At 67.3% G+C, this 23772-nt stretch carries 21 protein-coding genes and 1 tRNA gene; 10 read left to right on the top strand and 12 right to left on the bottom strand.

The genetic code is table 11. The annotated features are described in order from the left end of the window. The 3 genes from QI450_RS10295 to QI450_RS10305 form a co-directional block, all read right to left on the bottom strand. Positions 1-432 (bottom strand): SRPBCC domain-containing protein, encoded by a 432-nt coding sequence (locus tag QI450_RS10295; RefSeq protein ID WP_226776225.1) that lies wholly within the window; start codon positions 430-432, stop codon positions 1-3. A 53-nt stretch (positions 433-485) separates the two neighbouring features. Beyond that, complete coding sequence (locus QI450_RS10300) at positions 486-638, bottom strand: hypothetical protein (RefSeq protein WP_226776226.1); 153 nt, start codon at positions 636-638, stop codon at positions 486-488. A 409-nt stretch (positions 639-1047) separates the two neighbouring features. Further along, positions 1048-1521: a MarR family transcriptional regulator gene (locus QI450_RS10305; RefSeq protein ID WP_226776244.1), complete on the bottom strand. Its 474-nt coding sequence runs from the start codon at positions 1519-1521 to the stop codon at positions 1048-1050. Positions 1522-1627: 106 nt separating this feature from the next. On the opposite strand from QI450_RS10305, the gene bcp reads away from it, so the two are divergent. The 6 genes from bcp (at position 1628) to QI450_RS10335 (ending at position 10111) form a co-directional block, all read left to right on the top strand. Continuing rightward, a complete protein-coding gene (bcp, locus tag QI450_RS10310; RefSeq protein WP_226776227.1) occupies positions 1628-2101 on the top strand; it encodes a thioredoxin-dependent thiol peroxidase in 474 nt (157 codons plus the stop codon). 127 nt (positions 2102-2228) lie between these two features. Then, positions 2229-2310: transfer RNA gene (locus QI450_RS10315), tRNA-Leu, on the top strand. 284 nt (positions 2311-2594) lie between these two features. Continuing rightward, the gene (locus QI450_RS10320) at positions 2595-3269 is read left to right on the top strand and encodes a fasciclin domain-containing protein (RefSeq protein ID WP_226776228.1); all 675 of its coding nucleotides are present in this window, start codon (positions 2595-2597) and stop codon (positions 3267-3269) included. 339 nt (positions 3270-3608) lie between these two features. Next, positions 3609-5222 (top strand): ABC transporter substrate-binding protein, encoded by a 1614-nt coding sequence (locus tag QI450_RS10325; RefSeq protein WP_226776245.1) that lies wholly within the window; start codon positions 3609-3611, stop codon positions 5220-5222. A gap of 79 nt (positions 5223-5301) precedes the next feature. Next, positions 5302-6804 carry a malate:quinone oxidoreductase gene (locus tag QI450_RS10330; protein WP_226776229.1) on the top strand — a complete coding sequence of 501 codons (1503 nt, stop codon included), beginning with the start codon at positions 5302-5304 and terminating at the stop codon, positions 6802-6804. Between the two features lie 70 nt (positions 6805-6874). Further along, positions 6875-10111, top strand: coding sequence for an efflux RND transporter permease subunit (locus tag QI450_RS10335; protein WP_226776230.1), 3237 nt, complete (start codon positions 6875-6877; stop codon positions 10109-10111). A 21-nt stretch (positions 10112-10132) separates the two neighbouring features. On the opposite strand, the gene QI450_RS10340 is transcribed toward QI450_RS10335, so the two are convergent. After that, complete coding sequence (locus QI450_RS10340) at positions 10133-11551, bottom strand: MFS transporter (RefSeq protein WP_226776231.1); 1419 nt, start codon at positions 11549-11551, stop codon at positions 10133-10135. Positions 11552-11761: 210 nt separating this feature from the next. On the opposite strand from QI450_RS10340, the gene QI450_RS10345 reads away from it, so the two are divergent. After that, on the top strand, positions 11762-12904 hold the full coding sequence (locus QI450_RS10345; RefSeq protein WP_226776232.1) for an LLM class flavin-dependent oxidoreductase: 1143 nt from the start codon (positions 11762-11764) through the stop codon (positions 12902-12904). A 17-nt stretch (positions 12905-12921) separates the two neighbouring features. Then, on the top strand, positions 12922-13365 hold the full coding sequence (locus QI450_RS10350) for a MarR family winged helix-turn-helix transcriptional regulator (RefSeq protein ID WP_226776246.1): 444 nt from the start codon (positions 12922-12924) through the stop codon (positions 13363-13365). A 23-nt stretch (positions 13366-13388) separates the two neighbouring features. Here the strand turns inward: QI450_RS10350 and QI450_RS10355 are convergent, their stop codons facing one another. The 3 genes from QI450_RS10355 to QI450_RS10365 all read right to left on the bottom strand — a co-directional run bounded on the left by QI450_RS10355 (position 13389) and on the right by QI450_RS10365 (position 16471). Next, positions 13389-14195, bottom strand: a complete 807-nt coding sequence (locus tag QI450_RS10355) for a transglutaminase family protein (protein ID WP_226776233.1) — start codon at positions 14193-14195, stop codon at positions 13389-13391. A 72-nt stretch (positions 14196-14267) separates the two neighbouring features. Then, a complete protein-coding gene (locus QI450_RS10360; protein WP_226776234.1) occupies positions 14268-15092 on the bottom strand; it encodes a hypothetical protein in 825 nt (274 codons plus the stop codon). 29 nt (positions 15093-15121) lie between these two features. Then, positions 15122-16471, bottom strand: coding sequence for a M20/M25/M40 family metallo-hydrolase (locus QI450_RS10365; protein WP_226776235.1), 1350 nt, complete (start codon positions 16469-16471; stop codon positions 15122-15124). An 85-nt stretch (positions 16472-16556) separates the two neighbouring features. Between QI450_RS10365 and QI450_RS10370 the strand changes: the two genes are divergently transcribed. Further along, positions 16557-17231, top strand: a complete 675-nt coding sequence (locus QI450_RS10370) for a DUF1684 domain-containing protein (RefSeq protein ID WP_226776236.1) — start codon at positions 16557-16559, stop codon at positions 17229-17231. A 4-nt stretch (positions 17232-17235) separates the two neighbouring features. Next, positions 17236-17727, top strand: coding sequence for a GtrA family protein (locus QI450_RS10375; RefSeq protein ID WP_226776237.1), 492 nt, complete (start codon positions 17236-17238; stop codon positions 17725-17727). Positions 17728-17853: 126 nt separating this feature from the next. Here QI450_RS10375 and QI450_RS10380 read toward each other — a convergent pair whose 3' ends face one another. The 5 genes from QI450_RS10380 to QI450_RS10400 are packed head-to-tail and all read right to left on the bottom strand — an operon-like array spanning position 17854 to position 23750. Next, a complete protein-coding gene (locus QI450_RS10380; protein WP_226774600.1) occupies positions 17854-19014 on the bottom strand; it encodes a cysteine desulfurase family protein in 1161 nt (386 codons plus the stop codon). Then, on the bottom strand, positions 19011-19988 hold the full coding sequence (nadC, locus tag QI450_RS10385) for a carboxylating nicotinate-nucleotide diphosphorylase (protein WP_282468003.1): 978 nt from the start codon (positions 19986-19988) through the stop codon (positions 19011-19013). The genes QI450_RS10380 and nadC overlap by 4 nt, the downstream gene beginning before the upstream one ends. Further along, positions 19985-21736, bottom strand: a complete 1752-nt coding sequence (gene nadB, locus QI450_RS10390) for an L-aspartate oxidase (RefSeq protein ID WP_282468004.1) — start codon at positions 21734-21736, stop codon at positions 19985-19987. The genes nadC and nadB overlap by 4 nt, the downstream gene beginning before the upstream one ends. Beyond that, positions 21733-23043, bottom strand: coding sequence for a quinolinate synthase NadA (gene nadA, locus QI450_RS10395; RefSeq protein ID WP_226774818.1), 1311 nt, complete (start codon positions 23041-23043; stop codon positions 21733-21735). Before nadA ends, nadB begins: the two co-directional genes overlap by 4 nt. Then, positions 23040-23750: an NUDIX domain-containing protein gene (locus QI450_RS10400; RefSeq protein WP_226774825.1), complete on the bottom strand. Its 711-nt coding sequence runs from the start codon at positions 23748-23750 to the stop codon at positions 23040-23042. The genes nadA and QI450_RS10400 overlap by 4 nt, the downstream gene beginning before the upstream one ends. Between the last annotated feature and the right edge of the window lie 22 nt (positions 23751-23772).

Here is a 23772-nt window from a genome sequence, read left to right on the forward strand (position 1 = left end):
TTAGCCGCGTTCGGCGATCGCCTTCACGGCCCGCACGAGGCTATCCCACATGCCTTGGGAATGGGCTGCTGCTTCAGGACTGTCGTTGTTGTCCTGGGTGAGCGTGAGCCGGGTTGAGCCAGCGGCTCCCTCCAGCGTCCACGTGAGTGTGTGGTAGTTCGCCGGAACGTCGGCTTGGCCGGTCAGCGGGCTGAAATGCGTTGTGACCAAACTGCGGCCGGGCTTCAGTTCGAGAATCTCGCCCCTGTCTTCGTAGTCTTTGCCCTGCCAGGTTCCGCGCCAGCGGATCGGTCCGCCCACCGTCCAGCCGGTCACAACATCCGTGCCGAACATAAATTCTTTGATCGCCGCGGGATCTGTGATCACGGACCAGACCCGCTCCGGCGTGGCACCGATCGTGATCGTCGACGTGGCGACGTAGCTCTCGTCCATAACACGCAGTCTATGCGCGTGCCGCAGCGGCCCAGCGGACCGAGCAGGCTCCCTTAACTGAAGGCACCGGAACTTTCCCGCCGGATTGCGGGCATTTGAAAGTGGATTGGCAGCGTCAACTGGACCGGCGACGCGCCCACGGGCTCGTCAAGCAGCTCGTTGATCGAGGTCTGCCCGTCCAGCTCCGCCATCGGGTGTGCATCCATCCCTTGAGCCTACGGCGGCGGGCACCAGCGCCGCCGAGGGACACGGCGCCGTGGAGGCAGGGTCCCGCAAAAACACGGTCCCGTAAAACACGGGCTCGTAAAACACGGGCCCTGGTTAGCGGGCGGGTTCGCTCTTTGTGACCGGCGCGCCGGAGGGTTGGCGGGCGGACGTAGCCCCAAGGGGCACGTGCGGATCGCAGTCCTCGCAAAACACCGCTGCGGCAAAGTCACCGCAGCATTGGCAGCGATGTTCCAAGGACCTGGCTTCGAGGACGTAGCTTCTCATGGGCCCATGCTCCCCTAAAGCTGCCCGTTGGAAACCAGTAGTGTGTACTCGTTTCCAGTCTGGACTACCCGGTCGGCGGCATGGCGGTGCGGCCGCGGAGAGTGCCGCCGGGGCCCCGGTTCGCTAGTTGGCTTCGACCGGCAGGCTCGGGTCCGCTGCGGTGACGATTGCCTTCGCGTCGGTCGAGGAAATCTTGGTCGCCAGTTCGGTGACGACGGCCCGGAGCTCCTGGCGCAACACGTCGGGGTCGATGGAGGCGGAAGCGAGCACTGAACGTTCCATGTCCGCGGCCTCGAAAACGGCCTGGCGCCCTCGGTCCGTCAACGACACGACGTGGCTGCGGCGGTCTGAGGCACTGCGCTCCCGCGAGATGTGCCCGTGAGCTTCCAGCCGGCTAAGTGTCTTTCCCATGGTCTGCGCCTGGACACGCACCAATTGGGCAAGTTGGGCCTGCGTCATGGGTCCGTTGACAGCGAGCACTTCCATGGCGATGACCCCGGCGTGGGTCAAGCCAATGGCCCCCAGTTTCTCGTTCCAGGAGTGTTCGACAAGGCGTGCTGCCGTGGACAATAGGCGGCCCGTGGGCCAGCGATCCATATCAGGCATACCCAAGAGTATAGCGATCGCAGGATTCGGTGCCCGCACCAACGCTCACTAGGCTGGAATTTCGCCACCCGGCGACCACCCTGAGAAGGAGCACAACATGCCTGAACGACTCGTCCCCGGTGACCCGGCACCAAACTTCACTTTGACGAATTCGGCAGGGGTGGACGTCTCGCTTGCAGACTTCCGCGGCCGCAGCACCGTCGTCTACTTCTACCCGGCCGCCGCCACCCCCGGATGCACAAAGCAGGCGTGCGATTTCCGGGATTCCCTGGCTTCCCTGCAGCAGGCCGGCTATGAGGTGGTGGGTATTTCCCCGGACCCCGTGGCCAAGCTCGCCACGTTCGCAGCCGCGGAAGGACTGAGCTTCCCTTTGCTGTCTGACCCGGGCCACAGCGTTGCCGAGGCCTACGCGGCCTGGGGCGAGAAAAAGAACTACGGGAAGACGTACCAAGGACTCATCCGGTCCACGGTCGTCATCGATCCCGACGGAAAGGTCATTCTCGCCCAGTACAACGTCCGGGCCACCGGGCATGTGGCAAAGCTCCGCCGGGACCTCAACGTCAACGACTAGTCAGGCTTAATAGGGCAGAAAGTGTGTCCGGCGGAAGACCGGTCGCCGCACGGCACGGCGCGAAATGTACAATGGAGCCTGGCATCCGCCACCGACTTGCCTCTGGCATGACGGGCGACGGAGCCGAGCGCGAGTGGTGAAATTGGCAGACACGCAGGATTTAGGTTCCTGTGCCTTCGGGCGTGGGGGTTCAAATCCCCCCTTGCGCACACACTGCAAAAGAGCCCCGGTCCGCGGACCGGGGCTCTTTTTTTGTCACCCATCCCGGCCCGCCGGTACCGCGTGCGCCCCGGCCGGCGCCGCCCGAATCCGCTCAAACGGTGCCCTTCCGGCGAGCCAAAAAGAATTGTGATTCCGCACCCATCCACCTCCTCCGACCCCGCGAATACCCATTGAGACACCAACCAAGGGGCGGTGCCCACGACCTCGGAGAAGGACCAGCACGGCAAAGTCCGCCGCTGGCAAGGATCGGTACAACACAGGAGAATCCGAAATGCAGACCATCAAGCGCACAACACTTTCCGTGGCAGGCATCGCGGCTGCAGCCCTGCTCAGCCTCACTGCCTGCGGCGGCACCACCACCGCCGCACCCAGCTCCTCGGCCCCGGAGTCCAGCCCGTCGAAATCGAGCATGGCACCGTCGCCATCCGCCAGCTCGGCAGCAGCCATGGATCCGGCAGCCGACCTCGTCGGAAGCGGCTGTGCCGCCTACGCCGCCCAGGTTCCCGACGGCGCCGGCTCCGTGTCCGGAATGGCCCTGGACCCGGTAGCGGTCGCAGCGTCGAACAACCCGATCCTGACCACCCTGACCGCTGCGGTATCCGGCAAGCTCAACCCGAAGGTCGATCTGGTCGATACCCTCAATGGCGGCGAATTCACCGTCTTCGCACCGACTGATGATGCCTTCAAGAAGATCGATGCCGCCACGATCGAAACCCTCAAGACGGACGATGCCTTGCTCAGCAAGATCCTGACCTACCACGTCGTCCAGGGCAAGATCAGCCCGGACAAGATCGTCGGCACGCACAAGACGGTCCAGGGCGGTTCCGTCACGGTCACCGGCGCCAAGGACGCCCTTAAGGTTGACGAGGCCAACGTCGTCTGCGGCGGCGTTATGACCGCCAACGCCACGGTCTACATGATCGACTCGGTCCTGATGCCCAAGTAGGCACCACTGAACGCTCCTGCTGCGGCTCCAGCCTGACTCCCTGGACCAACTAGGAGAAATAGAGGCCCGCACCGAACGGTGCGGGCCTCTTTTTGTGGACCCAGTGCAGCCGGCCGACCCCGCCTGCACGTTTCAGAGGGATCGTCCGGGCCGGTCAACTAGAATGGGCCTGTTCCGCAGCCGGCGGTCCATCCAGTCTCCAGAGGTGATCTCCGAGTGCCCAGAAGTACAGCGCCCCGCCGTGCCCCGCGACCCAGCAATGCCAGCGGAACGCGGGCCGGTGACGCACGGACCAAAGCAGTGCGACGCCTTGCAGCAGGCTTCGGCGCCGTGCTCCTGATGCTGCCCGTGGCCGCCTGCACGGCGGTTCCCGGACCGGGACCGGGCACCGCTTCGGCGAGTTCGGCCGAGCCCGGCCCCAGTGCCGTATTCACTTTCGGCACCGGGTCGCAGCCGCTTGGCCTTGACCCTGCCGTTGTTTCCGACATTGAGTCGTACAGGATTACGCGCCAGGTCCTGGAGGGGCTCGTGGGAGTGGACCAGACCACGGGAGCGCCAACGCCGCTGCTCGCCACCGAATGGAAGACAAGCGATGACGGCCGCGCCTACACGTTTAAGCTTCGCGAGCAGGTGTCCTTCCAGGACGGGACCGCGTTCGACGCCGCAGCCGTGTGCAAGAACTTCGACCGCTGGTTCAACTTTTCCGCCCCGCTGCGCGCACTGGCCCCGGGAACGACGTTCAAGGGCGTCTTTAAAGCCCACGCCGACCAGGCGTCACTCTCGATCTACAAGGGCTGCACCGCGCTGGCCCCGGACAACGTGCGGATCGATCTGACCCAAGCGTTCACCGGGTTCCTGCAGGCCCTCACGCTGCCCGCCTTCGCCATGTCCTCGCCGCAGGCGCTGACGGCCCAACAGGCCGATGAGCTGAACCGGAGCCAGGAGGGCCAGCCGGTTTCCGCCTACGGGCTCCATCCGGTGGGTACCGGCCCCTACGTTTTTAGGTCCTGGGACGAAAACAGCATCACCCTGGCCAGCAATAAGGACTACTGGGGGGACAAGGGCCAGATCGCCACCATCAACTTCGTCACTTACGACCACGCCCAGGCCCGGATGCAGGCCCTGTTCGATGGCAAGATCGACGCCTATGACGCCGTCACCGTCGGCAACTTCGATCAGCTCGTGAAACGCGGCGAACAGATCATCCAGCGGGATCCTTTCTCCGTTATGTACCTGGGCATGAACCAGGAAGTGCCGATCCTGCAGAACCTGAAGGTCCGCCAGGCCATCGAAATGGCGCTGGACAAGGACACCCTGATCCGCCGGTTCTTCATTGACAACACCGCGCAGGCGACGCAGTTTGTCCCGCCGAAGCTCAGCGGCTTCAACAACAATGCTCCGGCGCTGGGCCACAATCCGGAAAAAGCCAAGGAGCTGCTCAAGGAGGCCGGCTACCAGGGCGAGGAACTGAAGTTCTACTATCCGCTAAACGTCACCCGGCCCTACCTGCCGACGCCGGAGAAGGTCTACGCCGAAATCAGCAAGCAGCTGACCGCCGTCGGGTTGAACATCAAGCCGGTGCCGGTCGAGTGGTCGGAGGGATACCTGCAAAAGGTCACCTCCCCCGGCGACCATGCCCTCCACCTGCTGGGCTGGAACGGCTCCTACTCCGATCCGGACAACTTCGTGGGGCCGCTCTTTGGCGAAAACACCGGCGAGTTCGGCTACCAGGACCCGCAGGTCTTTTCCAAGATCGCCCGGGCGCGCGGCCTGCCCGACGGCAAGGAACGGACCGAGCAATACCAGACCATCAACGCGCAGATCGCCGCCTCGGTCCCAGCAGTACCGATTGCCTTCCCGATCTCTGCGCTGGCCCTTTCCGACCGTGTGCTGAAGTACCCGGCGTCTCCGGTCCTCAATGAAGTTTTCACAAAGGTGGAGCTAAAGCCTTGACGGGTGGGGCCAATTTCAGTATGAGCCGGGTGCGGGGATATTCTGTGACAGCCAGACCCGCTGCTATCGGAGACTGATTGTGACTTTCATTTCCAAGACCCAACATGCCGACGTCGTCCTGATTGGCGGCGGCATCATGAGCGCCACGCTCGGTGCTTTCCTGAAGCAGCTCGAGCCGAACTGGACCATATCCCTGTTCGAGAAGCTGGACGAGCCGGGCCTGGAAAGCTCCGACCCGTGGAACAACGCCGGCACCGGACACGCCGCACTGTGTGAGCTCAACTACTCACCGGCAGCCAAAGACGGCTCGGTGAACCCGGCAAAGGCCCTGCTTATCAACGAGCAGTTCCAGCTGTCCCGCCAGTTCTGGTCCCACCTCGTCACAGAGGGCTTGATCGGCTCCCCCAAAGGGTTCATCAACACCGTTCCGCACATGAGCTTTGTGATCGGTGAGGAGAACACGAAGTTTCTGCGCACCCGCTATGAAGCCCTCAAACCGAACCCGCTGTTCCGCTCCATGGAGTACTCCGAGGACCACGCCCAGATCGCCAAATGGGCGCCGCTGATCGTCAAGGGCCGCGACCCGCAGCAGCGGATCGCCGCGACCCGCGCCGCGGAAGGGACCGACGTCGACTTCGGTGCCCTGACCCGGGAGCTGACGGGCTACCTCGGGAACAACGGCGTCGAGGTCAACTACGGCCACAACGTCACCGGCATCCAGCGCGCCTCCGGCGGCGGCTGGGACCTCGCGCTTAAGCACCCCAAGTCCGGCGAACACGGTTCCATCCACGCCAAGTTCGTCTTCGTGGGCGCCGGCGGCGGGGCCCTGCATCTGCTGCAGGCCTCCGGCATCCCGGAGAGCAAGGGGTACGGCGGCTTCCCGGTTTCCGGACAGTTCTTCCGCTGCACCGACGAGACGCTGGCAGCCCAGCACAGCGCCAAGGTCTACGGCCAGGCATCCGTCGGTGCTCCGCCCATGTCCGTTCCACACCTGGATACCCGCTACGTTGCCGGCAAGCGCTCCCTGCTCTTCGGGCCCTACGCCGGATTCTCCACGAACTTCCTGAAGAACGGCTCGTACCTGGATTTGCCGCTGTCGATCCGGCCTTCGAACATCATTCCGATGCTGGCCGTGGCCAAGGACAACATGGACCTCACCGCGTACCTGGTCAAGGAAGTCGCCAAGCGCCACGGCGCCAAGGTCGAGGCCCTGCGTGAGTACTACCCTGCCGCGCAGGACGGTGACTGGGAACTCATTACCGCCGGCCAGCGTGTACAGATCATCAAGAAGGACCCGAAGAAGGGCGGTGTGCTGCAGTTCGGCACCGAAGTCATCGCGGGCCGCGACGGTTCCATCGGGGCCCTGCTCGGCGCCTCCCCGGGCGCGTCGACGGCGGTCCCGATCATGATCGAACTGCTGCAGAAGTCCTTCCCGAAGCAGTTCAAGGGCTGGCAGCCCAGGTTCAAGGAGATGATGCCCGGCTATGGCGTCAAGCTCAACGAGAACCCGGACCTCGCCGCCCAGCTCGAGGGAGCTACGGCCAAGACACTGCAGCTGGATCAGGTCGACGCGCGCAACTGACACCCGCTCCGGGTTGCGGCAGCTTTGATCACCGTGAAGTACGTCCGTCGACCCACCAGGAGACCATAAGATGTTTCGGCTCGCAAAGCTGTCGCTGGCCAACCGGGCCCTGATCGCGCTGATCACCGTGTTCGCGTCCGTCTTCGGCGTGATCACGATGTCCTCGCTCAAGCAGGAACTCATCCCGTCCATCGAGTTCCCGCAGATCACGGTCATCACCTCGATGCCGGGCGCCTCGCCCGAAGTCGTGGACAAACAGGTCAGCAGCCCGCTGGAGACGGCGCTGAACGGCGTCGAAGGCCTGGAATCGACGTCGTCCACCTCGCGCAACGGCTTCTCCCAGATCAGCATGGTTTTCACTTATGGTTCGAACCTGGACCGGGCCCGGAACCAGATCGACCGTGCGATCTCCAACGCCAAGCGGGCGCTGCCTGCCGACGTTCAGCCGCAGGCAATCGCCGGCAGCATCAGCGATTTCCCGATTGTGTTCCTGGCGGTCTCCTCCGACAAGCCGCTCAGCGAGCTGAACTCCGATCTGGCCCGGCTCACCGTCCCGCGGCTGCAGAAGCTCGACGGCGTCCGCGGCGCCGAGGTGACCGGCGGCGCCACAGAGCACATTAAGATCCTCCCCCGCCCGGACGCCATGGCGGCCTCCGGGGCAAGCATCCAATCCATCAGTGCGGCGCTGAAGAACAACGGGGCCCTCGTCCCCGCCGGGAGTATCGAGGAACAAGGGAAAACCTTGGCCCTGCAGATCGGCAGCCCGGTCGACTCGATTGAGGCAATCAAGGCACTGCCCCTGGGCGGCACCAAGAACGCCGCGACCATCGGCAGCGTCGCGGACGTCAGCATCGCTGAGGACGCCCGCACCTCGATCACGCGGACCAACGGCAAGGAGACTCTTGCGCTGTCGGTCACCAAAACACCAGAAGGCGACACCGTCGCAATCTCGCATGCGGTGAAGGACGCTATCCCCCAGCTCGAGGCCGAGCTCGGCTCCGGCGCCCGGTTCACCCCGATCTTCGACCAGGCGCCGTTCATCGAAAAGTCGATCAAGGACCTGACCACGGAGGGCCTGCTGGGCTTGGGCTTCGCCGTTGCGGTGATCCTGCTGTTCCTGATGTCCGTCCGGGCCACTTTGGTCACGGCCGTATCCATCCCGCTGTCCCTGCTGATCACCTTCATCGGACTGTCGGCTACCGGGTACTCGCTGAACATCCTGACCCTTGGTGCGCTCACCATCGCGATCGGCCGTGTTGTGGACGACTCCATTGTGGTGATCGAGAACATCAAACGACACCTCAGCTACGGCGAAGCGAAGATCACGGCAATCCAGACCTCCATCCGTGAAGTGGCCGGCGCCATTACGGCGTCAACGCTCACCACAGTGGCCGTCTTTTTGCCGATTGCCTTTGTGGCCGGCCTGGCCGGCGAGCTGTTCCGGCCCTTCGCGCTGACGGTGACCATCGCACTGCTGTCCTCCCTGCTGGTCTCGTTGACGATCGTTCCGGTGCTGGCCTACTGGTTCCTGCGTAATCCCGCGAACAGCCCGGGCGGCGCCCGGGACGCCAGCGCCCGTGAGATCGCGGCGAAAGCCCAACAAGCGGAACAGCGGTCCGTACTGCAGCGCGGCTACCTCCCGGTCCTGGGCAAAACTCAAAAGCACCCGGTGGTGACCGTGATCGCGGCGCTGCTGGTCCTCGGCGGCACCGCTGCCATGACCCCGCTGCTGGCAACCGACCTGCTGGGAAACTCGGGCGAAAACAGCATGACCGTCCGGCAGGCGCTGCCTGCCGGCACCAGCCTGTCCGAGGCCAACGCCGCGGCCGTCAAGGTCGAGGAAGTGCTGCGCGGAATCGACGGGGTCAAGGATGTCCAGGTGACCACCGGCAACGCCCAAACGGGTTTCTCCGCGCTGCTCTCCGCCGGCGCCTCGAACTCCAGCTTCACCGTGGTGACCGAGGACAAGGCCAACCAGGGCAAGCTCCAGGAAACCGTCCGTAACGATCTGGCCGGGATTCCGAATTCCGGCAAGATCACCGTGGGCTCACAGCAAGGCGGTTTTGGTACGTCCTCCACCGTCGACATCACGCTGAAGGCGGCGACGACCGCCGACCTTCGGACCGCGAGCCAGGCCATGGTCACGGCGATGGAAGGCGTTCCGGGCTCCTCCGAGGTGGCCACCAACCTGGCCGCCAGCCAGCCGGTCGTCCAGGTGAAGGTGGACCGTGCCAAAACCGTCGCCGCAGGGTTGACCGAAGAACAGGTAGCCGGGGTCCTGGCCTCCACGATCAGCCCTATTCCGGCCGGAACCGTCCGCATCGATACCAACGACTTCCCAGTCCGCATCGGTGAAGGCACTCGCTTCACCAGCATCGAGGCCGTCCGGCAAACCCTGCTCCCGACGGCGGCAGGTCCCGTACCGCTGGCCAGCATCGCCAACGTGGAGCAGGTGGACGTCCCCGTCTCCATTACCGCCAGCAACGGCCAGCGGACCGCGCGCGTGTCCGTCACGCCGTCGGGCGCCAACCTCGGAGCTGTCAGCACGGAGGTGCAGGTGCGGCTCAAGACCGTGCAGCTGCCGCCCGGCGTCACAGCGGAGATCGGCGGAGCCACGACCCAGCAGGCGGAGTCCTTCGGTCAGCTTGGCCTCGCCCTGCTGGCGGCCATCGCCATTGTCTACGTCATTATGGTCGCCGCGTTCAAGTCGCTGATCCAGCCGCTGATCCTGCTCGTCTCCGTCCCCTTCGCAGCCACCGGAGCCATCGGCCTGCTGCTCATCACCGGCGTGCCGCTGGGCCTGCCGGCGCTGATCGGTATGTTGATGCTGGTCGGAATCGTCGTGACGAACGCGATTGTGCTGATCGACCTCATCAACCAGTACCGCGAGCCAAAAAACGGTGAGCCGGGGATGAGCGTGGCGGAAGCCATCACACACGGCGCCCGCCAGCGCCTGCGTCCGATCCTGATGACCGCCCTCGCCACCGTGTTCGCGTTGACGCCGATGGCTTTGGGCCTGACCGGCGGCGGCGGCTTTATCTCGCAGCCGCTCGCCATTGTGGTGATCGGCGGCCTGGTCTCCTCCACCGCCCTGACCCTGGTCCTGGTACCGGTGCTGTACCGCCTCGTGGAGGGCCGGCGTGAGCGCAAGGCCCTGGCCCGGACTACCCCCGGCTCGGACGCCGGCACGGACGCCGGCACGGACGCCGGCCCGGCACATGGCCGCCGGGCCGCTCCCGGGGCCGGCCCCGACGAGTCCCCGGCTGACACAGCCGGCGGCCCGCGGCTCCCCTCCACCGCCCATTAGCTGGTCCTCGGCCGCCTGCTGCTAGCTGCGTGCCGGGTCCGAGAACGCCAGCCTCGGCACCAGGACCAGGGCCGCGGCCGCGGCCAGTCCCGTTACGCCGCAGACCGTCCACACCGTGAGATAGCCGGCCAGGGGTGCCGCCGTTGCTGCCGCGGCGGCCCCGGTCTCGCCCAGGACGTGGCTGAGCAGGGCGATGCCAAAGACCGCCGAGGCGAAGGCACCGCCAATTGTTTTGGTGGTGTTGGTCAAACCGGTCGCCATGGCGGTGCGATTGAGCGGAGCGGCGGCGGCCGCGGCCGAAGGCAGCGCCGCCACAAGCGCTCCGGACCCGACGCCGGCAATGGCCATGTTGACCAGGGTCTCGGCCAGGCTGGCATGAAACGGCAGGAACAGCAGATATCCCCCGCCGACCAGGGCAGCCGCCCAGACAAGCGTCCAGCGCGGAGTCAGGCGGCGGGTCACCAGCGGATAGAGCAGCGCACCGACCAGCAGGGCGAGGACATAGACGCCGATGATGATGGAGACCTGGCCCGCCCGCAGCCCCAGCCCGTAGCCGTGGACGGCCGGGTCGGTCCGGGCGAAGGTGGACAACGGCGCTTGCGCACCCAGCACCGAGACGCCGAACAGGCCCGCGGTCAGCTGGACCGGCCACATGGACTTGGCACGCAGCATCCGAATGTCCACCAGCGGGTCCTCCCGGCCCAGCTCGAAGCGCGTGAACGGGATAAAAACGAAAATCCCGGCCGCGACGAGCGCCCACGGCCACCACGCGCCGGGGCCGTTCAGGCGCATAAAGGTCAGCCCGGACATGATCAGCAGGAGCCCGACGGCCAGAAAGGCGAAGCCGTGCGTGTCTACGCTGCCACCGCTGCGTGCAGCCGACTCGGGTACACCGAAGCGGATAGCGAACCAGCATGCGGACACCGCCACAGCTGGCAACATCAGCACAAGTTGCAGCTGGCCGGCGAAGGCCTCCACCAGCGCACCAGCGGCGAGGGCGCCGGCGATCACACCGAATTCCAGCGCGCCGACCAGGAGCCCGGCCGCGCGCCGGGTGCGGGCGGCGCCGTCGGGCAGCCGGTGCACCCGGCTGAAGATCAACGCGATCTCCAGCGGCAGCCACACCACGTAGAAGCCCTGCAGGGACCAGGCCGCCAGGAAGGTCCAGAAGTCCGGGGCGAACGCCACACCCCAGGACGCCGCGGCCGTCAGCACTGTGGCGACGAGCAGGACTTTCCGGTGCCCGGCCAGGTCACCAAGTTTGGCCAGCACCGGGACCGCCAGCGCGCTGACGATCAGCTGCGCGGCCTCGAACCAGTTGACGTCTCCGTCGCGGATGTTCAGGTGCCGGGCGATGTCGGTGAGGATGGGGGTGTAGTAGCCCTGCAGGATTCCGCTGGTGAGCTCCACCAGGCACAGAAACGCAATGACACGGCGCATGGCTGCCTTCCGTCCGGGCTGAACCCCTGTTGCCCAGCTGGTTGCTTGCATCCTAGGCCCGTGGTGTGGCCGCGGGCGGCAAACCCGGCGGGCGCCGGCGGGGAATATTCGGACACGGCGGGTGTTGTACCCTGCGATAGATGCAAATGCATGTAAATCGGCTATAGTGGAACCAGCTCCCGGAAGACCCCGGCCAAGGAAAGGCACATCATGCAGATCGGCGTATTCAGCGTTAGCGATATCACCACCGACCCCACCACGGGGCGCACCCCCACGGAGCACGAACGCATCAAAGCGTCCGTAGCGATCGCCCGCAAGGTCGAGGAAATCGGCATGGATGTCTTCGCCCTGGGCGAGCACCACAACCGGCCCTTCTTCTCCTCCTCCCCCACCACGACCCTGGCCTACATCGCCGCCCAGACGGAGCGCATTATCCTCTCGACGGCCACCACGCTGATCACCACCAACGATCCGGTGAAGATTGCCGAGGACTTCGCGATGCTCCAGCACCTCGCCGACGGCCGGGTGGACCTGGTCCTGGGCCGGGGCAACACCGCCCCCGTTTATCCCTGGTTCGGCAAGAACATCCAGGACGGCGTCGAACTCGCCATCGAGAACTACAGCCTGCTGCGCCGGCTGTGGGACGAGGACACCGTCAACTGGTCCGGCAAGCACCGCACTCCGCTGCAGAACTTCACTTCCACCCCCCGGCCGCTCGACGGCGTCGCCCCCTTCGTCTGGCATGGATCGATCCGCACACCGCAGATCGCCGAGGTGGCTGCGTACTACGGCGACGGCTTCTTTGCTAACAACATTTTCTGGCCCAAAGAGCACTACCAGCAGCTGATCGGCCTCTACCGCGAACGCTACGAGCACTACGGCCACGGCGCGGCGGACCAGGCGATCGTGGGACTGGGCGGCCAGTTCTTTATGCGCAAGAACTCGCAGGACGCCGTCAAGGAGTTCCGGCCCTACTTCGACAACGCCCCGGTCTACGGACACGGGCCTTCGCTGGAGGACTTCACCTCGCAAACGCCCCTCACGGTCGGCAGCCCGCAGGAAGTCATCGAGAAGACCCTGACCTTCCGTGAGTACTTCGGCGACTACCAGCGCCAGCTCTTCCTGATCGATCACGCGGGCCTGCCGCTGAAGACTGTTCTGGAGCAGCTGGACCTGTTCGGCGAAGAGGTCCTGCCGGTCCTGCGCAAGGAATACGCCGCGAAGACCCCGGCCCACGTGCCCGAACCGCCCACCCATGCCGGTCGCGTCGCGGCCTCCGTGGCCGCAGCCGGAGAAGCCGCCGGCGAGACTGCCGGCGAGACTGCCAGCCCCGCCGGCAGCCGGACCGCATAGTGTCCGCAACAACAGGCATGTCGCCGGTGCGCCTGGCCGCGGAGACCTGGGAATCCCTGTTCCGCGCCCAGGTGGCGGTGATGCGCCGGCTGCAGGCCGGACCCGCTTTCAAGGCCCTGGCCCTGAACGAGTACGACGTGCTGTTTACGCTCTCCCGCTGTCCGTCCGGATGGCTCCGCCAGAACGAGCTCAACGACCACGTGCTGCTAAGCCAGTCCAGCCTCAGCAGGCTCGTGGAGCGCCTCGAAAAGCGCGGCCTCGTCGAGCGGATGCCGGCCCCTGACGACGGCCGCGGTGTCCTGGTCAAGCTCAGCACCGCCGGCTGGGAGCTGCAGAAGCAGATCGGCCGGGAACACGTCCGTGACATCGCCGCGCTGGTGGTCCCGGCACTGACCGCGGCCGAGCAACACGAGCTGCTGCGTCTGACCGAAAAGCTGCGGGGCTCGGTAACCGCCCGCTGAGTGTGGCGGCCGGGTTGCGGTCCCTAGTGAAGGGTGACGAGCTTCGCCGGGTCCTCGGCCGGGAGGTCGCCGTCGACGACGGCGGTGACGCTGAGCTGCGTCAGGGACAGGCTGCCTCCCACTGTGGAGAGGAATGCCGTATCCGAGGAATCCCGGCCGGCAGTGATCCGCAGCATGCTCTCCCGGGGAGCCAGCCCCGTGGGGTCGATGACGTGCCAGGCGCCGTCGAGATGGGCCTCGGCCACCGCATGGAAGTCCATCGGGCTCAGGCCCGGGGCATACACAGCGGCGAGCCGGGCCGGGACATCCTTGGCGCGCAGCAGCGCGACCGCCAGATGGGCAAAATCCCGGCAGACCCCGCGGCGGTGCAACAGCGTCTCGACGGCGCCGTCGGTCCCCCGTGAGGATCCGCTGATGTAGCGCAGCTCGCTGAAGACCCAATTGCGCACCGCATGGACCAGTTCGGCCCCCTGCTGGCCGCCGAATTCGGCGTAGGCGGTCGGCAGGAGCCGATCGGACTCCGCGTAACGGCTGGGCCTGACGTAGCGGATGAGTTCCATCAGCCGGGGTTCTTCCGGCAGCGCAAAGCCGGTCACCGTAGCCGTATACTCCACCAGCACCCCGGCGGGCTGCGCAAATTCCATGTAGTGGAAGCGCCCGCCGTGGTGGTCCGGGATTTCGGTGAGCGGAACTTCAACGCCGTCGGAGGTCACGGACAGCGACTCCTCAAAGCCCTCGAAGCCGGCATTGCGTGCCACGGCGACCGCTAGGGCGACCTTTGTGCCGGCCACTGTGTTGAAGGCCATGCGGGTGGCTACAGAGCGTTTCATCGATCTCCGGGGTGTGAGGTTACGGCGCGGGAAGTGGCCGCTCCCGGCCCGGTTGACGTGCGGGCTGCGGGACTAATTTTTGATCTTCAGAGACATTAGCATCCGCTGGACGTTCGCGTATTCGGAGCCTTCGTTGACGTAGTTGGCGGCCTGGCCGAGCGTGTCGAAGGCCTTGGCCGGAGCCACCTTCTGGTCCGGGGTGAACGCCTTCAGCTCCGTCAGGTCACCGAACGAGTAGTCCCCCTTCCCTGCCGGGCCGCGGACCACGTTCTGCAGCACACAGGACTTTCCGTCGAGGCCACCGACCAGGTTGGTGATGCCGTAGGAGCCAAAATACTTGTAGCCCTGGATCACCCGGAACACCACTCGAGGGTCGATGGTGCCGTCCCCGCCGCGGTGCGGAAGCTCCACCGGGACGCTGTTGACAACAACATACGGCCTCGAGGCGTCGGCGGCACAGGACGCGGCAGGCAGTGGCTGGAGTCCGGTCTGCAGGGTGGCGAGGTAGCCGCCGGCTGCGTCTTTCACCTCGATTTTGAGGGCTCCCGGCATTGCGCCCTGCTCCGGTGCCACAGATTGGGCGATCCAGTCCTGCGGCAGCTCGAAGCTGACGGTCTTCGCCGGGTCGGTGAAGACCTTCCAAGCCGGCGCCGTTGCGCCGGGTTCCGCCGCACCGGAGCCGGTGTGCCCGGGCGAGGTGGCCGGCGGGGGGCTGCCCGCAGGGGGCCCGGACGGCGAAGCCGCCGCGGCGGTGCCTGCGTCGCCGCCTGCCGTCCACGCCGGGGTGCCCTTGCCTTCGCTGCTGCACCCGGAGAGCGCAGCGGCGGAGAGCGCCAAGGCAGCGGCGATCCGGAGGCCGCGGGCCGGCGCCCGCCGGAAGGTGTCCGTCCCAGTCATGGTGCCAGCCTAACCGGACATGGCGCCGCTCAGAGTTCCCGGATCAGGGTTTCGTAGAAGCCAACCCCGCGCTCCAGCGTCTCCAGCGTGATCTTCTCGTCGACGGCGTGGATGGATCCCCGGGCCGCGGCATCCATGGAAAACGGCGCAAAGCGGTACACGGCGTCACAGATCCCGGTGAAGCGGCGGGAATCCGTGCCGCCCATCAGGATGTACGGGGTAACAAGCGCCTCCGGGAATGCCCGCGCAATGCACCCGGCCAGCAGCTCCCACTGCTCCCCGGTATGGGCCGAGACCGGGGACGGGTCGTTGCCTGCCACAATACGCAGCTCAACTTTCGGGTCCCGGATGATCTTCCGCAGCCGCGCCATGGTCCCCGCCACGGTTTCCCCCACTGCCACCCTGATGTTGGCGTTTGCCCGGGCCGTCGGGGCCAGGACATTGGCCGCGGGACTGCCCTGCAAGGTGGTGATGGCGACGGTGGTTCGGGTCATCGCATTGGTTTCATTTCCCATCCGCCCAAAAATCAGGGTCAGCGGCGCCCGGAACAAGGACAGCCTGGCGAACACGGCCCGCAGGGGTGCCGGGGCATAGGGTCCGAAGCGCCGGAGCATCTCCGCGGTAACATCCGGCAGCGACTGCGGGAACGGGCTTCTTTCGATCCGGGTGATGGCCCGGGCCAGCCTCGCCGTCGCACCCATCCGGGGCGGGGTGGAGGCGTGCCCGCCGGAATCCCGGGTCACCAGCTCAACGTCGAGGATCCCCTTTTCGGCCACTCCGACGACGGCGGCCGGCCGGGTCACGCCGGGGAACACCCCGGCGGCGACAGCGCCGCCCTCATCGAGCACCAGCCAAGGTCTAACGCCCCGGCCGGCCAGCAGCTTGGCTGCGGCCGCGGCACTGTCCCCGGCGGTCTCCTCATTATTGCCGAAGGAGAAGTAGAGGTCATGGACAGGTCCGAAGCCTGCTTCGAGCAGGGATTCCGCAGCTTCCATCACAGCGACCAGCTGACCCTTGTCATCGAGGGTTCCGCGGCCCCACAAGTAGGTCCCGTCGTTGTGCCCGGAAAACGGCGGCCGGGTCCAGGCCTCCGGGTCGCCGGCCGGGACGACGTCGTAGTGGGCCATCAGGACGGCCGGACGCTCAGCGGCCTCCGCGCCCGTGCCGGGCCAGCGGTACAGCAGCGCGTGGCCGTTAACACGTTCGTGCTCCAGCGCGGTGTGGACGCCGGGATACAACCGGGCCAGTGCGGCGATAAAGCCGTCGAACTCGGCAGTGTCCACTTGCTGGCCCGGCACGGCGGAGACAGTGCGAAACCGGACGAGTTCGGCCAAGGCTGCGGCGGCACGGCTGACGGGAGGAGCGGAGGTCGTCTGCATTCGCGAAAGTCTACGGCCCCGGAAGCGCCCGTGCCCGCTGCCGGGGCTGGGATGTGCGGCCGGGAAAGCGGGATACGCTGGGAACATGGCGGATCACGATTTTGGCTCCCGCGAGTTCGGAGCCCAGGACGGAGTGGCGGACATCTCCGCCGTCGACATTGCGGACTGGAGGCTCCGGACCTTTGCGTTGTACGCCAGCGTGCGGAAAATCGCGGCGCAGGATCCGGCCGAGGCGCATTCGTACTGGCGCCAGGAGCGGGACCGGATGTTCGGCACGCACCCTGCCTCGCCGCTGACGGCGGCCGCAAAGTCCACCTTCGGCGGCCTGAAAACGGCGGACTACGACCCGATCTACCGCTTCCATATCCCGCTGACGGGCGAGGGCGCCGGGCGGGAAATGAATGTTGAGACCGGAACCGACGGCCAGGTCCGTTTTGTCCGGCTGGGGACCTTCGATCTGCCGGAACTGGGCCAGCTCGCCGTGTGGAAGATCCACGGCTACGGCGGCGGCATCTTTGTGCCGTTCCGCGACGCCACGGCCGGCCAGCCCGGCGGAAGTTACGGTGCGGGCCGGTACCTGCTGGACACCATCAAGGGTGCCTTCCACGGTGTGCAGGGTTCGGGTCCGGGAGCGGAATTTGTTGTTGATTTCAACTTTGCCTACAACCCCTCCTGCGCCTACAACGAGGCCTGGGCATGCCCGCTCGCCGGGCCATCGAACCGACTGGCGGTAGAGATCCCGGCCGGCGAGTTGCACTGAGCCGATGGATTCCCAGCTTGAGCAGCACTCCGCCGCGCCTGCACCCGCCGGAGTCCGTCCGGCGGACCGCCGGCGGCACCGCGGGATTCTTCGGTACCCCCTGGTCCGGCAGTTGCTGCGATTCACCGCCGTCGGAATTGTCTGTACCGTCACGTCGCTGGCGCTCTATGCCTTCCTCCGCCCGTATCTCGGCCCGCAACCGGCCAACGCGACGGCTCTTATCCTCACCTCGCTGATGAACACGGCGCTGAACCGGCGGCTGACGTTCAAAATCACCGAACGCCACCGGATGAAGCGCGACCACCTCAACGGCCTGATCGTCATCCTCGTGGCGCTTCTGATTACCGGCGGCAGCCTCGGCGTGCTGCACTGGATCAACCCCGACGCCACAGTTTCTGCCGAGCTGTGGACCACAACACTCTCCGGCTTTGCCGCCACGGCCGTCCGCTTCACCATGCTGCGGCACTGGATCTTCCGCCGGGCCCGGCACCGTTAGGCCACCCACCGCCCCGCCCAGTCCCACCCAGTCCTGCCCAGTCCTGCCCGCGTCAGTCCCACCCACCGCCGCGCCCAACTGACTCGCAGCAGGTGTCGTTTTGGGCGGTCAAAACGACCCGTGCTGCTAGCTAGTTGGGTCGAGGGACTGGACGCTGACGACGGCGGTGCGGACCGCGGCCGCCGCCTCCCGCAGTTCCGCCGCCGTGATGGTGGCGTCAAAGCTGAAACGGACAGCGGTCTGGGCGGTTGTGGCGTCGAAGCCCATCGCCAGCAGCACCGGGGAGGGCTCATCGGACCCCGCGGCGCAGGCCGAACCGCTGGAGCAGATGACTCCATGGCGTTCGAGCTCCAGCAGCACGGATTCACCGCTGGTCCCCGGGAAACAGAACGAGGCCACGGAGGGCAGCCGCTCGGCCGGGTCGCCGGTCAGGACCGCGCCCGGAACCCCCGCCCTTACCGCGCCGATGAAGTCATCACGGAGTTCCGCCACCAGGGCCGCACGGGCCTGCTGACCGTCCTGTGAGAGGGTGAGCGCCGTCGCGAGGGCTACCGCTCCGGCCACGTTTTCGGTCCCCGACCGGCGCCCGCGTTCCTGCCCGCCGCCATGGATCAAGGGTTCCAGCCGGATCCTGCCGCGGACGAACAGAGCGCCCTGTCCTTTCGGCGCCCCCAATTTGTGGCCGGAGATACTCAGGGCATCAACGCCGAGTGCTGCCGTGTCGAGCGGCAACCAGCCGGCAGCCTGGACCGCGTCGGTGTGGAACGGAATTCGCTGTGCGCGGGCCAGTGCGGCCAGCCGGGCAATCGGCTGCACCGTTCCCACTTCGTTGTTGGCGTACATAATGCTGACCAGGGCCGTTTCCGGCCGGAGCACGGCGGCGAGGGCAGCTTCGGTGACCCGGCCGAGGGAATCCACCGGAACAACGTCGACGCTGAAGCCGTGGACGCGCTCCAGGAAGCGGGCGGATTCTTCCACCGCAGGATGCTCGACGGCACTGATCACCACCCGGTCCAGCCGGGGGTCTGCGGTGCGGCGGGCAAGGGCGATGCCTTGGACGGCCAGGTTGTCCGCCTCCGTGCCACCGGAGGTGAAGACGATCTCACCCGGGCGGCAGCCCAGCGCCCTGGCCGTCACTGCGCGCGCATCGGCGAGCGCCTGAGCTGCGGAGTCTCCGAAGGAATGCCGGCTCGAGGGGTTGCCGAACTCCCCCGTGAGGTACGGCCACATGGCGTCCAGTACCTCGCGGCGGACCGGTGTGGTGGCCGCGGCGTCGAGGAAGATCATGGCCTCCCCTGATCCGCCGTCCGCCGGCTGCCAGGTTCCATACCGGGGCCACGGTCCAGGTCGACGCCGAGTTCAATATCCAGTCCCAGGTCCAGGGCGGCGACGCTGTGGGTGAGCCCGCCGATCGAGATCACATCCACCCCGGCAGCGGCGATCCCTGCCACGGTGGCCAGGTTGACGTTGCCACTGGCCTCGACCCGGGCCCGGCCGGCCACCAGGGCCACTCCCGCGGCAAGATCCGCCAGGGTGAAATTGTCCAGCATGATGGTGTCCACCCCGGCGGCCAGCACGGGTTCGATCTGGTCCATCCTGTCCACCTCCACTTCGAAGTGTGTGGTGTGCCCCAGGCGCGCTTTGGCCGCCCGCAGCACTTCCGTAAGCCTCCACGGGTCTCCCCCGGTCAGGACGGCCAGGTGGTTGTCCTTGGCCAGCACCGCGTCCGAGAGGCCAAAGCGGTGGTTGGCTCCGCCGCCGCAACGGACGGCGTACCGCTCCAGCACCCGCAAGCCCGGCGTCGTTTTGCGGGTGTCCGTGATGCGCGCCCCGGTACCGTCGACACGGGCGACAAATTCCGCTGTTTTGCTGGCAATGGCGCTCATCCGCTGGACCAGGTTCAGGGCGACACGTTCGGCGAGCAGCACGGCGCGGGCGTTCCCGCTGACCCTTGCGAGCGCCGTGCCGGCGGCAAAGGCGGTTCCGTCAGCGACCAGGAGTTCAACGTCGGCCCCGGAATCTGTGAGCTTCATCGCGGCGGCAAAGACCTCACCGCCGCTGAACACACCGGACACGCGGGCGGACAGGACCGCCGTCGCCCGCGTGTCCGCGGGGATCAGCGTCTGGGAGGTGATGTCGCCATAGGGCGCATCCTCAAGCAGGGCGGCGCGCAGCACGGCGTCGACGGCGGCCGCGGGCAGGGTTCCGGCGAGCGCTGGCACCGGGACGGCGGCCTGGCGGGGTGCGGCGGGTGCTGTCATAACGAAATCCTTTGTTTCGGGCGGGGTGCGGCTGGCTGCCGGCGGCCGGGTGCGGTGGCCACCGGGATGGAGCAGGTGGGGGCAGCGGGCACCGGGGCGGGTCCGGAGGGTCCGGCGCCGGCGTCGGCGTCCGCCATAAAGTGGGCGCCCGCCGGGGCCGTTCGCTGCCGGGCGGCTGCCACCAGCAGCCCGGCGGCCAGCAGCAGGTTCCGGTCCTCGTGCGCCGCCGGGCCGGAGCCGGGTCCCTGTTGCGGGAGCCCGTCGGCCGCGCCGGCAACGGCAGACCACTGCGACAGCCGCGCGGCGGCGTCCTCGAGTCCGGCTCGGGTGCGCAGCACTCCGGCGGCACCGGTCATCAGGCGACGCAGGGCGTCCCGGCTGAAAGGCTCACCGCCCGGGCCGGGCTCCGGGGCGGGCTCCGGGGCGGGGCGTTCAGCACCGGCACGGGCGGGCCAAACTGCCGGAGCAGGGTCCGTGCCGGCTCGGCCCAGGAAAGCCTCCACGGCCCGGCGGCCGAAGACGAGACCCTCCAGCAGCGAATTGCTGGCCAGCCGGTTGGCACCGTGTGCGCCCGTGCAGGCGACCTCCCCGGCCGCGTACAGTCCCGGCACGGACGTGCGGCCCCACAGGTCGGTGGCTACCCCGCCCATCCAGTAGTGCGCTGCCGGGGACACCGGAAGCACTTCGGTGGCCCAGTCGTAGCCCGCGGCGCGGGTGGCGGCGGTGATGGTGGGGAACCGCCGGGCCAGGAACCCGGGTCCGCGGGCGGCCTCCAGCCCCCGGGCGTCCAGGTACACGGGGCTGTCCGCGGGCGCGCCTGTCGCGGCCAGGTGCAGGGCAATACTGCGGGATACAACGTCGCGCGGGGCCAGTTCGGCGTCGGGGTGGTAGTCCGGCATAAAGCGGTAGCCCGCGGCGTCGAGCAGCACGGCGCCTTCCCCGCGGACCGCCTCGGAAATAAGCAGCGCCGGCGGGCCCCCGGGGACCTCCTCGGCCGCCAGGGTGGTGGGGTGGAACTGGAAGAACTCCAGGTCCCGGACGGCAGCCCCCGCCCGCCAGGCGAGGGCCAGGCCGTCGGCCGTGGCGACGGAGGGGTTACTGGTCCGGCTGAAAAGCCGTCCGGCGCCGCCCGTGGCCAGGAGGACCGCGCCGGTGTCCAGCTGCCGCGGCCGGCCACCGGACAAGTACTCGACGCCGGTAATCCGGGCGCTGCCCGACGCCGGTCCGGTGTCGGCGCATTCGGTGCGCAGCCCGGTGACGAAGGCGCCGGTCTCGATCCGCAGCCGTCCCCGGAGGGCACGCTCGAGGACAGCTGCGACGAGGGCGCGGGCGATGCGGGAACCCGTCGCGTCGCCGCCGGCGTGCAGGATGCGGGCCGCGGAATGCGCCGCTTCGAGGCCGAGGGCCGGGCCGCCGCCGGGTCCGGCGTCGAAGTGAACACCAAAGCGCCGTAGCCCTGCGATGTCCCGCGCTGCCTCGGTACACAACACCCGGACGGCCTCGGGGTCATTGAGCCCGGCTCCGGCGGCGAGGGTGTCGGCAATGTGGGCCGCCACGGAGTCTCCGGGCGCTGATTCCCCCGGCACAAGCACTGCCGAAATGCCGCCCTGGGCGTAGAAGGTGTTGCTCTGCTCCAGCGTTCCCTTGCTCAGGAGCACCACCTCACATGCCGGCACGGCGTCGGAGGCCAGCAGTGCTGCGTACAGACCCGCGATGCCGCTGCCCACCACCACCAGGCGCCTGGTCACGGCCGGGCCGCCAGCATCCGCTCAAGGGCGATCCGTGCCGGGGCGGCGACGTCGCCCGCCACCGTGATGCGGTTGACGACCTCGCCCCGGACCAGCGCTTCCAGGACCCAGGCGAGGTAGCCGGGGTGGATGCGGTACATCGTGGAGCAGGGGCAGATCACCGGATCCAGGCAGAAGATGGTGTGCTGCGGGTTTTCCGCCGCCAGCCGGTTGACAAGGTTGATCTCGGTGCCGACGGCGAAGGTCGCCGGCTCCGTCGCAGCCGCAATGGCCTTGCGGATGAAGTCCGTGGAACCGGCCGAATCGGCGGCGTCGACCACTTCCATCGGGCACTCCGGGTGCACAATGACCTGCACGTCCGGGAACTCGGCGCGGGCTTTCTCGATCTGGCCGACATTAAAGCGCTTGTGCACCGAACAGAAGCCGTGCCAGAGGATCACCCGGGAGTCCTGCAGGGCCTGTTCGACGTTGCCGCCGAGCTCCTTGCTCGGATTCCACATCGGCATCTGCTCCAGCGGCACCCCCATGGCCTTGGCGGTGTTGCGGCCCAGATGCTGGTCCGGGAAGAACAGCACCCGCTGGCCGCGCTCGAACGCCCATTCCAGCACCGTGGCGGCGTTCGAGGAGGTACACACGATCCCGCCGCGCTCGCCGCAGAATCCCTTCAGCGCCGCGGAGGAGTTCATGTACGTGACCGGGATGACCGGAACCCGGCCGTCGGCGTCGGGCTCGGTGCCGAACAGTTCCTCGAGCTGTTCCCAGCATTCGGTCACCGAATCGATGTCCGCCATATCCGCCATGGAGCAGCCGGCGGCCAGGTTGGGCAAGATGACCGCCTGGTCCGGGCGGGAGAGGATATCCGCGGTTTCGGCCATAAAGTGCACCCCGCAGAAGATGATCGCCTCGGCGTCGGGCCGGGTAAGTGCGGCGTTGGCCAGCTGGAACGAGTCGCCCACGAAGTCGGCGTAGGCCACCACCTCGTCGCGCTGGTAAAAGTGGCCCAGGACCACGGCGCGGTCCCCGAGCGTTGCCTTGGCGGCCCGGATCCGGGCGTCGAGTTCGGCGTCGCTAGCCGTCTTGTATTCCTCCGGGAGCTGCCCTTGCCGGGGGGTCGCCGCCGGGGCCACATCCGCGGCGGAGGCGCCGGGGCCGTAGGCGGGCACACCGGCGAGGGCTTCGGCGACGTCGAAGTCCCAGGGCCCGCGGGCGAGCGCCGGACTGCACGTGGCGGCCGTTGCCATGCCCTTGGCGTTGCTGGTGGCCTGTTCGCGTGTGATCAGCTGGATGGCCGTATTGACGCTGCTCATGGTGTGCTCCTGTTGTCTGGTTCAAGGCCCGGGCTGCCGGTAAAGCGGTAGAGGCGGGGCGGACGGTGTTTGCCGCCCTGCAGGTACTGGTCGGTTTCTTCGATTTCGGGTGTGGACTTGACCTGCCGGCGGAAATTGGCCGGGTCCAGTTCGCGGTCCAGGACAGCCTCGTAGACCTCCCGGACCTGGGCCAGGGTGAAGTATTCGCCCAGCAGGTGGTAGGCGATGGAGCCGTAAGCCATCTTGTTGCGCAGCCGCCAGAGCCCGTAGTCGATGATCGCGTGGTGATCGAAGGCCAGTTCGCCGAGCCGGTCCGCGCGGAACCACTTGACGTTCTCGGACTCGTCGGCGAGCGCAGCCTCGGTGGGCTGGACCAGCGCCCAGTAGACGATGGAGACGACGCGCTGGGTGGGTGAGCGGTGCAGGCCGCCGAAGGCGTAGAGCTGTTCAAGGTAGCGGGGTGCCAGCCCGGTGGTTTCCCGCAGATTCCGCGAGGCTGCGTCCGGCAGTGACTCTGAATGGGTGAGCGGGCCGCCGGGCAACGCCCACATCCCCTTAAACGGTTCGCGGATCCGGCGCACCAGCGGGATCCACAAGGTTGGCCGCCCGGAGCGCTCGCTGGGGCGAAGGGCGAAGATCACCGTGGAGATGGCCAGCGTCGGCGGCGCCAGCTGGCGCTCGGAGACGTTGGCAGCTGTTGTGTAGATGGTGGTTCACCCCGCGTCCTGG

Origin of the sequence: Arthrobacter sp. EM1, from assembly GCF_029964055.1 — a bacterium.
Lineage (GTDB): Bacteria > Actinomycetota > Actinomycetes > Actinomycetales > Micrococcaceae > Arthrobacter.